This is a genomic window from Streptomyces sp. SPB074, assembly GCF_000154905.1.
In the GTDB taxonomy this organism is placed as follows: Bacteria; Actinomycetota; Actinomycetes; order Streptomycetales; family Streptomycetaceae; genus Streptomyces.
On the sequence record NZ_GG770539.1, the window covers coordinates 5,436,227 to 5,445,015 of the forward strand.

At 70.4% G+C, this 8,789-nt stretch carries 6 protein-coding genes; 2 read left to right on the forward strand and 4 right to left on the reverse strand.

What is annotated here, in order from left to right; genetic code table 11:
• A partial coding sequence (locus SSBG_RS23065) for a mechanosensitive ion channel family protein (RefSeq protein ID WP_008748478.1) occupies positions 1-1,171 on the reverse strand: 1,171 nt, incomplete at its 3' end.
• A 79-nt stretch (positions 1,172-1,250) separates the two neighbouring features.
• Between SSBG_RS23065 and SSBG_RS23070 the strand changes: the two genes are divergently transcribed.
• Positions 1,251-1,820, forward strand: coding sequence for a dienelactone hydrolase family protein (locus SSBG_RS23070; protein WP_008748479.1), 570 nt, complete (start codon positions 1,251-1,253; stop codon positions 1,818-1,820).
• A 113-nt stretch (positions 1,821-1,933) separates the two neighbouring features.
• Here the strand turns inward: SSBG_RS23070 and SSBG_RS23075 are convergent, their stop codons facing one another.
• The 3 genes from SSBG_RS23075 to SSBG_RS23085 all read right to left on the reverse strand — a co-directional run bounded on the left by SSBG_RS23075 (position 1,934) and on the right by SSBG_RS23085 (position 5,076).
• A complete protein-coding gene (locus tag SSBG_RS23075; RefSeq protein ID WP_008748480.1) occupies positions 1,934-2,788 on the reverse strand; it encodes a thioredoxin domain-containing protein in 855 nt (284 codons plus the stop codon).
• A 77-nt stretch (positions 2,789-2,865) separates the two neighbouring features.
• A complete protein-coding gene (locus tag SSBG_RS23080) occupies positions 2,866-3,555 on the reverse strand; it encodes a hypothetical protein (RefSeq protein WP_008748481.1) in 690 nt (229 codons plus the stop codon).
• Positions 3,556-3,738: 183 nt separating this feature from the next.
• Complete coding sequence (locus SSBG_RS23085) at positions 3,739-5,076, reverse strand: DUF2252 domain-containing protein (RefSeq protein WP_008748482.1); 1,338 nt, start codon at positions 5,074-5,076, stop codon at positions 3,739-3,741.
• 133 nt (positions 5,077-5,209) lie between these two features.
• Here SSBG_RS23085 and dnaE point away from each other — a divergent pair, with 133 nt between their 5' ends.
• A complete protein-coding gene (dnaE, locus tag SSBG_RS23090) occupies positions 5,210-8,755 on the forward strand; it encodes a DNA polymerase III subunit alpha (RefSeq protein ID WP_008748483.1) in 3,546 nt (1,181 codons plus the stop codon).
• Positions 8,756-8,789 lie beyond the last annotated feature (34 nt).

An 8,789-nucleotide genomic window follows, 5' to 3' on the forward strand; every position in this document is an offset into this window, starting at 1 on the left:
GGGCGGCGCCGTCCGCCGCGGCCCGGTGGGCGGGCGCGTCGTCCGTGCCGCGCGGGTCCCGGGGGGCCTCCTCCTCGTCGGCCGGGCTCGGCTGGGCGTCCTTGCGCAGGCCGGGGGAGGGGGCGGCGGCCGGGGGCTCGGCCGCGGGGAGGGTGGCGACGCTCGGCAGGGCGTAGGGGTGGTGGGCGCTGAGCCAGGCGATCAGGCGCTCGCGGACCACGACCCGTACCGTCCAGATGTCGTCCGCGTCCTTCGCGGTGACGACGGCCCGCACCTCGATCGTCGTCGGCGTCGTGTCCGTCACCGCGAGGCTCCAGTCGCGGCCGTCCCACGCGGGGCAGTCGGCGAGGACGCGCCGCAGCTCCTCGCGCATGAGCGGGACCGGCGCCGAGTGGTCGAGCTGGAAGAAGACGGTGCCGGACATCTGCGCGCCGCCGCGCGACCAGTTCTCGAAGGGACGCGAGGTGAAGTACGAGACCGGCATCGTGATGCGCCGCTCGTCCCACGTGCGCACCGCGAGGAACGTCAGCGTGACCTCCTCCACGACCCCCCACTCGCCGTCCACGACCACCGTGTCCCCGATCCTGACCATGTCGCCGAAGGCGATCTGGAAGCCGGAGAAGAGGTTGCCGAGGGTGGACTGCGCGGCGACACCGGCGACGATCCCGATGATCCCCGCCGAGGCGAGCACCGACTTCCCCGCCGTCCGCAGGTCCGGGAAGGTCATGAGCATCGAGGCGACCGCGATGACGATGACGAGGGCCGTGACGATCCGCATGATGAGGGTCATCTGCGTACGGACCCGGCGCACCCGCGCCGCGTCGTGCGTGACCGCCGCGTAGCGCGCGTAGGAGGACTCCAGGACCGTCGAGACGACCCGGACCAGGAGCCAGGCGGTCGCCCCGATCAGGACGAGGGTCAGGATCAGCCCGATCGCCCCGTCGAAGCGCCGCACCACGCTCCAGGTGATCTCCCGGTAGCTGCCGCGCAGCAGCGCGGCGAGGAGCAGCACCTGCCAGGGCACCCGGCACTCGCGCAGCTTCTCCCACAGCGGCGTCTCGTTGTGCCGGACGGCCGCGCGGGCGAGGAGCCGGTCCGAACCCCAGCCGAGCAGCAGCGTGAGCAGGACGGAACCGCCGATCACGAGGACGGGGCGCAGGATCTCTTCCATGGGTGTCAGGGTCTCCGGGTCTCGGTCGGCCCCCGGGGCCTGGCGCGTCCGGGTCGGGGGCGCTGGCAGGATGGCCGGTATGGACATCCTGCTTTTTCACTCCGCCTACGGACTGCGGCCGGCCGTGCACGAGGCGGCCGACCGGCTGCGGGCGGCCGGACACCAGGTGCGCGTGCCCGACCTGTACGAGGGGCAAACGGCGGGGACGGAGGAGGAGGCCGCCGAACTGCGCGAGTCGATCGGCAACGACCGCCTGCTGACCAGGGCCGTCAAGGCCGCCGCGCCTTTCAGTGACAAAGGACTCGTCTACGCGGGCTTCTCTCTGGGCGGCGCGCTGGCGCAGAACGTGGCGCTCGGCGACGAGCACGCGCGCGGCCTGCTCCTCCTGCACGGCACCTCGGACCTGCGCGAGGACGCGGCGGTGGACGAGCTGCCCGTACAGCTCCACGTCGCCGACCCCGACCCGTCCGAGACGCACGAGTGGCTGAGCCTGTGGTACCCGCAGATGCGGCGGGCGGGCGCCGACGTGGAGATCTACCGGTACCCGGGCGCGGGGCACCTGTTCACCGACCCGGGACTGCCCGACTACGACGCCGAGGCCGCGGAGCAGGCGTGGCGGACGGCGCTGGGGTTCCTGGACAGCCTGTAGCCCCCTGGGCGGCTCGCCTCTCGGGGCTCCGCCCCGAACCCCCCTCCTCAAACGCCGGAGGGGCTGGAATGTTCCCGTCCCAGGAAATTCCAGCCCCTCCGGTCCTGAGCGACTCAGCCCTTGAGCGCCGCGTCGATCGCCGTGCGGTAGTCCGCGGCGGTCATCGGCGCGTTCTGGCCGTCACTGCCGACGATCTTCTTGCCGTTCATGACCATCGACGGCGTGCCGGTGACGCCGTACTTGTCGGACTGCTTGTTGAAGTTCTTGCTCATCTCGATCGCCCAGCGGTCGTACGTGCCGTCCTTGACCTGCTTCTCGAAGGCCGCGTTGCCCTTGAGCTCGGGGACGGTCGCGGCGATCTTGAGGAGGTAGGAGTCCGAGTTGAGCTTGTCGTCGGTCTCGTCCGGGTGCCACTTCTTCGAGTACATCGCGGTCTTGTAGTCGAGGAAGGCGTCCGGGCTGACGTTGAGCGCGGCGCCGAGGGCGCTCATCGCGTTCTTGGAGCCCGAGCCCCGGCCGCCGAGGTCGATCTTGTTCCCGGAGCCCGAGTCGCCGTCGAGGAAGGTGGCGCCGACGTACTCGACCTTGAACTTGCCCGCTTCCACGTCCTTGTGCAGGTCGGGACCGACGGTCTGCTCGAACTGGGAGCAGATCGGGCAGCGCGGGTCCTCGAAGAGGCTCAGGGTCTTCTTGGCCGACTCCTTGCCGATGACGACGGTCGTGCCGTTGGCGCCGCTCGTGTTCTTCGGCTTGACGAGGCTGTCGGACTTCGCGGACTCCCACTGCGAGGGCTTGTTGCCCTGGGCGACGGCGACGGCTATGCCCGCGCCGACGGCGAGGACGGCGACGACGCCGCCGGCGACGAGCAGCTGCCGCTTGCGGGCGTCCTTCTTCGCCTGGCGCTCGCGTTCGGCGCGCAGGCGCTCGCGGGCGGTGGCCTTGGCCTGCTGGCTGTTGCGCTGGCTCATGGGTGTGACTCCGTAATCCCTAAGACGGGTGAGGACGTGCGGGAAGGGGCCGTGCCGCACGGGGCACGGCGGGGGACTCAGGCGGTGAGAGCGACCGCGGGAGGTCCCCGGCGTCCTACGGAGTGCGCCAGGAGCAGCAGGTGGGGGCGGGCCGCCGGGGCGAGGCCCCGGACGGGGCGGGCGCGCAGCGCGCGGGCCCGGGCGGTGGCGCAGGCCACGGCGAGCAGCAGCGGCCGGAAGGCGAACCAGGCGAGCGAGCCGAGGGCCCGGGCGAGGGCCTTCTCGCCGCCGCGCAGCCAGGCGGCAGCGAGCATCCCCACGGCCAGGTGCGCGCCGAGCAGGAGCCAGGCGGCGCCGGGGCGCGGGTCGGTGAGGAGCGTCGCCGCGCCGGTGGGCTCGCCCCCGGCGAAGTGGCTCAGCGGGACACCCACCGGGCCGCCCCCGCACAGCACGTCGATGCCGACGCTGCGCAGCGGGCCCGCGACCGGGCCGCCGCCCTCGCCGTAGCAGAGGTGCTGGCCCGTCGTGAAGACGGTGTCGGCGGCCAGCTCCAGCGGGACGAGGAGCGCGGCGATGGCCCCGTACCGCCGCTCGCGGCCCGCGAGCGCGAAGGCGAGCGCGAAGACGGCCCCGGCGACCACGAGGAGCGGCGTGAGGGGCAGCGGCGAGCGGGTCAGGATCACGTGGGAGGCAGCCGAGAGCGTCACCACGAGCGCGGTGAAGAACGTCGCGCGCAGTGCTCTGAGCTGGGTCCCGGATATGTCCATCGCTGTCGAGTCTGCCACGGGCCCGGTTAAGCGAGCCCTAAAGGGATGCTGTGGAAGCGCCCGGCGTGACGGGAGCCACGCCGGGGCCACGCGGCGCGCGCCGGATGCCGCGGCGCCGCGCCGTGTGCCGCAAGGGAACCATCCGTCCGTCCCCGGGACAACACCCCGGGGACGGACGGGCGCTCACAGCCCCGGGATGCGGCCGTTGCGGAAGAGGTCCACGAAGATCTGGTGGTCGCGGCGCGCGACGGCGCCGTAGTGGTGCGCGAAGTCGGCGAGGAGCGGTGCGAAGCCCTCCTCGTCGGCGGCGATCGCGGCGTCGATGGCCCGCTCGGTCGAGAAGGGCACCAGCTCCGAGTGCTCGCTCTCGTCGTCCGCCGCCGCGTGCATCGCGGCCGTGGCGCGCCCGAGGTCGGCGACGACGGCGGCGATCTCCTCGTACTCGTCGATGTCGCCCCAGTCGAGATCGACCGCGTACGGGGAGACCTCCGCGACGAGCTGTCCGGCGCCGTCCAGCTCCGTCCAGCCGAGCCAGGGGTCGGCGTGCGCCTGGAGGGCGCGCTGCGAGATGACCGTGCGGTGCCCCTCGTGCAGGAAGTACGCGCGCGCCGCCGCGTCGTCCACGTGCCGCGAGACGGCGGGGGTCTGGGCCTGCTTGAGGTAGATCACGACGTCGTTCTCCAGCGCGTCGCTGTTCCCCTCCAGGAGGATGTTGTACGAGGGCAGGCCGGCCGAGCCGATGCCGATGCCGCGCCGGCCGACGACGTCCTTGACGCGGTAGGAGTCCGGGCGGGCGAGGCTCGACTCGGGCAGCGTCTCCAGGTACCCGTCGAAGGCGGCCAGGACCTTGTACCTGGTCGCCGCGTCCAGCTCGATCGTGCCGGGTCCCGCGGCGAAGCGCCGCTCGGCCTCGCGGATCTCGGTCATCGACTCCAGGAGCCCGAAGCGGGTCAGCGAGCGGGCCTCGCGCAGCGCGCCGAGCAGCGGCCCGTCGGCGGTGTCGAGCGTGAAGGGCGGCACCTCGTCGCTCTTGGCGCCGGTCGCGAGCTGGTGGACGCGCTCGCGGTACGCCTGCGCGTAGACCGTGACCAGCTCGGTGATCTGGGCGTCGCTGAGCGCCTTCGCGTAGCCGATGAGGGCGACGGAGGCGGCGAAGCGCTTGAGGTCCCACGTGAAGGGGCCCACGTACGCCTCGTCGAAGTCGTTGACGTTGAAGACGAGGCGGCCCCGGGCGTTCATGTACGTGCCGAAGTTCTCGGCGTGGAGGTCGCCGTGCACCCACACGCGGCTCGTGCGCTCGTCCAGGTACGGGCCGCCGCGCCGCTCGCGCGCGAGGTCGGCGTAGAAGAGGCAGGCCGTGCCGCGGTAGAACGCGAAGGCGGAGGCCGCCATCTTGCGGAACTTGACCCGGAAGGCGGCGGGGTCCGCCGTCAGCAGCTCTCCGAAGGCGGTGCCGAACACGCCGAGGATGTGCTCTCCCCGCTCCTCGGCGGGAACGGCGGTGGGCTGCGGGTCGGACATCGCGGGTGCCTCCTTGGGCGGTGAACCGGGGGACGGATTCTTCCCCGGACGGACAACGACCGGAGGGCTGGTCGTGGTTCCGTCCGGCATAGACTTCCCGGGTCCCTTTCGTCCCGCCGCCCCCGGAGGCCCCGTGTCAGCGAAGACGCCGTTCACTCACCTGCACGTGCACACGCAGTACTCGCTCCTGGACGGCGCGGCGCGGCTCAAGGACATGTTCCAGGCGTGCAACGAGATGGGCATGACGCACATCGCGATGTCCGACCACGGCAACCTGCACGGCGCCTACGACTTCTTCCACCAGGCGAAGAAGGCCGGCGTCACGCCGATCATCGGCATCGAGGCGTACGTCGCCCCCGAGTCCCGCCGCAACAAGCGCAAGATCCAGTGGGGCCAGCCGCACCAGAAGCGCGACGACGTCTCCGGCTCCGGCGGTTACACCCACAAGACGATCTGGGCGGCGAACAGCACCGGGCTGCACAACCTCTTCAAGCTCTCCTCCGACGCCTACGCCGAGGGCTGGCTCCAGAAGTGGCCCCGCATGGACAAGGAGACCATCTCGCAGTGGTCCGAGGGCCTCATCGCCTCGACCGGCTGCCCCTCGGGCGAGGTGCAGACCCGGCTGCGGCTCGGGCAGCCCGAGGAGGCGCTCAAGGCGGCGGCCGACTACCAGGACATCTTCGGCAAGGACCGGTACTTCCTGGAGCTGATGGACCACGGGATCGACATCGAGCACCGGGTCCGCGACGGGCTCCTGGAGATCGGCAAGAAGCTCGGCATCCCGCCGCTCGTCACCAACGACTCGCACTACACCTACGCGCACGAGTCCGTCGCCCACGACGCGCTCCTGTGCATCCAGACCGGAAAGAACCTCTCGGACCCCGACCGCTTCCGCTTCGACGGCACCGGCTACTACCTCAAGACGACCGACGAGATGTACGCCATCGACTCCTCGGACGCCTGGCAGGAGGGCTGCCGCAACACCCTCCTGGTCGCGGAGCAGGTCGACACGACCGGCATGTTCGAGAAGCGCGACCTCATGCCGAAGTTCGACATCCCCGAGGGCTTCACGGAGATCACCTGGTTCCAGGAGGAGGTCCGCCGCGGGATGGAGCGCCGCTTCCCCGCGGGCGTCCCCGACGACCGGCAGCGGCAGGCCGAGTACGAGATGGACGTCATCATCCAGATGGGGTTCCCCGGCTACTTCCTCGTCGTCGCCGACTTCATCATGTGGGCCAAGAACAACGGCATCGCGGTCGGCCCGGGGCGCGGCTCCGCGGCCGGCTCGATCGTCGCGTACGCGATGGGCATCACCGACCTCGACCCGATCGAGCACGGGCTGATCTTCGAGCGCTTCCTCAACCCCGAGCGCATCTCCATGCCCGACGTCGACATCGACTTCGACGAACGCAGGCGCGTCGAGGTCATCCGCTACGTGACCGAGAAGTACGGCGCCGACAAGGTCGCCATGATCGGCACGTACGGCAAGATCAAGGCGAAGAACGCCATCAAGGACTCCGCGCGCGTCCTCGGCTACCCGTACGCGATGGGCGACCGCATCACCAAGGCGATGCCCGCCGACGTCCTCGGCAAGGGCATCGACCTCGACGGCATCACCAACCCCACGCACCCGCGCTACTCCGAGGCGGGCGAGGTGCGCGGGATGTACGAGAACGAGCCCGACGTCAAGAAGGTCATCGACACCGCCAAGGGCGTCGAGGGCCTCGTGCGCCAGATGGGCGTGCACGCCGCCGGCGTCATCATGTCCAGCGAGCCGATCATCGACCACGCCCCTGTCTGGGTCCGGCACACGGACAACGTGACGATCACCCAGTGGGACTACCCGCAGTGCGAGTCGCTCGGCCTGCTCAAGATGGACTTCCTGGGCCTGCGCAACCTGACGATCATGGACGACGCCGTCAAGATGGTGAAGTCCAACAAGGGCAGGGAACTCGACCTCCTCGCCATCCCGCTGGACGACCCGAAGACCTACGAACTGCTGTGCCGGGGCGACACGCTCGGCGTCTTCCAGTTCGACGGCGGCCCGATGCGCTCCCTGCTGCGCCTCATGAAGCCCGACAACTTCGAGGACATCTCCGCCGTCTCGGCCCTGTACCGGCCGGGCCCGATGGGCATGAACTCTCACACGAACTACGCGCTGCGCAAGAACGGCCAGCAGGAGATCACCCCGATCCACCCCGAGCTGGAGGAGCCGCTCAAGGAGGTCCTGGGGCTCACCTACGGCCTCATCGTGTACCAGGAGCAGGTGCAGAAGGCCGCCCAGATCGTCGCCGGGTACTCGCTCGGCGAGGCCGACATCCTGCGCCGCGTGATGGGCAAGAAGAAGGCCGACGAACTGGAGAAGAACTTCGTCCTCTTCCAGGCCGGTGCCCGCAAGAACGGCTACAGCGACGAGGCGATCCAGGCCCTGTGGGACGTCCTCGTCCCCTTCGCCGGGTACGCCTTCAACAAGGCGCACTCCTCCGCGTACGGCCTCGTCACGTACTGGACCGCGTACCTCAAGGCGAACTACCCGGCCGAGTACATGGCCGCCGTGCTCACCTCGGTGCGCGACGACAAGGACAAGTCGGCCGTCTACCTCAACGAGTGCCGCCGCATGGGCATCCGGGTGCTGCCGCCGGACGTCAACGAGTCGCTCGCGAACTTCGCGGCCCAGGGCGACGACGTTATCCTCTTCGGACTCACGGCGGTCAGGAACGTCGGTCAGAACGTCGTGGAATCGATCATCCGCAGTCGCAAGGCGAAGGGGAAGTACGCCTCGTTCCCCGACTACCTCGACAAGGTCGAGGCCGTCGTCTGCAATAAGCGCACGACGGAATCGCTCATCAAGGCGGGCGCCTTCGACCAGCTCGGGCACACCCGCAAGGGCCTCACCGCGCAGTACGAGCCGATGATCGACAACGTCGTGGCCGTCAAGCGCAAGGAGGCCGAGGGGCAGTTCGACCTCTTCGGCGGCATGGGCGACGACGACGGCAAGGACGAGCCGGGCTTCGGGCTCGACGTGACCTTCGGCGACGACGAGTGGGAGAAGAGCTATCTCCTCGCGCAGGAGCGCGAGATGCTCGGCCTCTACGTCTCCGACCACCCGCTCTTCGGCCTGGAGCACGTCCTCTCGGACAAGGCCGACGCGGGGATCGGGCAGCTCACGGGCGGCGACTTCGGCGACGGCGCCGTCGTCACGGTCGGCGGCATCATCTCGGGACTCCAGCGCAAGATGACCAAGCAGGGCAACGCGTGGGCGATCGCCACCGTGGAGGACCTCGCGGGTTCCATCGAGTGCATGTTCTTCCCGGCCACCTACCAGCTCGTCTCGACCCAGCTCGTCGAGGACACCGTCGTCTTCGTCAAGGGCCGGCTCGACAAGCGCGAGGACATCCCGCGCCTGGTCGCGATGGAGATGCAGGTCCCCGACCTCTCCCACGCGGGCACCAACGCCCCCGTCGTCATCACGATCCCGGCGACCCGCGTCACGCCGCCGATGATCAGCCGCCTGAGCGAGGTGCTCGGCAGCCACCGGGGCAACTCGGAGGTGCGGATCAAGCTCCAGGGCCCGCGCAAGACGACCGTGCTGCGCCTGGACCGGCACCGCGTGCAGCCCGATCCCTCGCTCTTCGGGGACCTCAAGGTGCTCCTCGGGCCCTCCTGCCTGGCGGGCTGAACCGCGCCGCGCGCCCCCGCGCGAGCGCCGAAGG